The 1810-nt window shown below is 38.7% G+C and carries 2 protein-coding genes; both read left to right on the forward strand.

Features of this window, described 5'->3' with window-relative positions; translation table 11 throughout:
* A partial coding sequence (locus BAZSYMA_RS05615) for a lipoprotein insertase outer membrane protein LolB (RefSeq protein WP_090716543.1) occupies nucleotides 1–525 on the forward strand: 525 nt, incomplete at its 5' end.
* Nucleotides 526–531: 6 nt separating this feature from the next.
* Entirely contained in the window at nucleotides 532–1563 is a 1032-nt protein-coding gene (gene ruvB / locus BAZSYMA_RS05620; RefSeq protein ID WP_090716544.1) for a Holliday junction branch migration DNA helicase RuvB, read from the forward strand.
* Nucleotides 1564–1810: the final 247 nt, after the last annotated feature.

Raw genomic sequence — 1810 nt, forward strand, 5'->3', positions numbered from 1 at the left:
TTAGGGACAGCCATGAAAATACTTGTATTCTTGTTGTTATTTGGCTTTTTGTCTGCTTGTTCAACAATACCAAAGCACCCTGGGCCGTTGATTTATTCAAGTAGTATTCCAAGTGTATGGACGATAGAGGGGCGACTCAGTGCCATGTCCAACAAAAAAACTGAAATGGCAGGCTTTGAATTTAGCCAACAGGGCGGATACTATCAATTAACACTTAGTGGCCCACTTGGATTTGGGCAAATACAAATAAAGCAAACTGAGCAAGGCTTGCTTATTGACAACAAGCCTACTTTGTTGACTTTAAAACAGTGGATGAATCTTGAGTTGGGTTGGTATTTTCCAGTAGAGGTTTTAGAGAGTATTGTTTTTAAAGGTAATCATAACAAGATACAAGATTGGCAGATTAGTACCGATAAACATCAAGTGTTTAATGGGATTGCTTATCCAAAAATTATCCGTTTAAGCTATTCAGACAAACACATTAAAATCAAACTTCTGCTACAAGAGGTTAATCGGTTAAAATAAGTCAACATGATAGAAGAAGATTCCTTAGTCAGCGCAGAGAGTCAAGAAAACGAAACCATCATTATGACTTCGGTTCGTCCTAAATTACTGAACGAATATATCGGTCAAAAAGATGTCAAATCTCAAATGGCATTGTTTATTAAAGCCGCTAAAAAGCGTGGCGATGCACTGGATCACACACTAATTTATGGCCCACCAGGGCTGGGAAAAACCACTTTGGCAAATGTGATTGCCAATCAAATGGGTGCAGGACTTAAGCAAAGCTCTGGTCCTGTATTAGAGCGCTCAGGGGATTTGGCAGCAATGCTCACCAAACTTGAACCCTATGATGTGTTGTTTATTGACGAGATTCATCGTTTAAACCCTGTAGTGGAAGAAATTCTATACCCTGCTTTGGAAGATTTCAAACTTGATATTATGGTGGGTGAGGGGATAGCTGCACATTCTGTGCAACTGGAGTTACCACCGTTTACTTTGATTGGTGCGACGACGCGTGCGGGCATGTTAACCTCACCACTTAGAGATAGATTTGGTATTGTCCAACGCTTGGTGTTTTATGAAGTAAAAGATCTACAAAAAATTGTAGTGCGTTCTGCCGATATTTTAGATATCCAGATAGAATCAGACGGCGCATTAGAGATTGCTAAGCGTTCTCGTGGCACACCAAGAATTGCCAATCGATTATTGCGTCGAGTGCGTGATTTTGCTGATGTTAAAACCAATGGTATTGTTCATCAAGCCATTGCGCATGAAGCATTGAGTGAGCTCAAGGTAGATGAGCTAGGTTTGGAGCAGCTAGACAGAGAATATTTATCAATGATGACACGAAAATTTGGCGGTGGACCCGTGGGTTTAGATACACTTTCAACAGCGATTGGCGAAGAACGCGGTACTTTGGAAGATATGGTGGAGCCCTATTTAATTCAGCAGGGGCTTATTATGCGTACACCGCGTGGTCGCAGTGCGACCAATCTTGCCTATGCGCATTTAGGTTTAAAACATCCTGATTCATCAGCATCAGGTTTGTTTGATGAATGAAACAAACAGAAATTCAAACCATGAGATGGTATGGCTAAATAACTGGTAATTGTAAAATTTTGTCACACTTGTCATAATTTAGACTTAAAACCCCTTTTAAATAAATACCGCTATTCTATGTCTTTCACAAAAATGTTGTTTTTTTGTTAAAAACCATATAAACCCTTATATAGAAAAGCTTTACAAAGTATAAAAATCCATTATTTTTGCTTTTTGTTGTAAAAAAACTATTTTTTGTATTTTTTTT

This window comes from Bathymodiolus azoricus thioautotrophic gill symbiont, from assembly GCF_001298715.1.
Lineage (GTDB): Bacteria > Pseudomonadota > Gammaproteobacteria > PS1 > Pseudothioglobaceae > Thiodubiliella.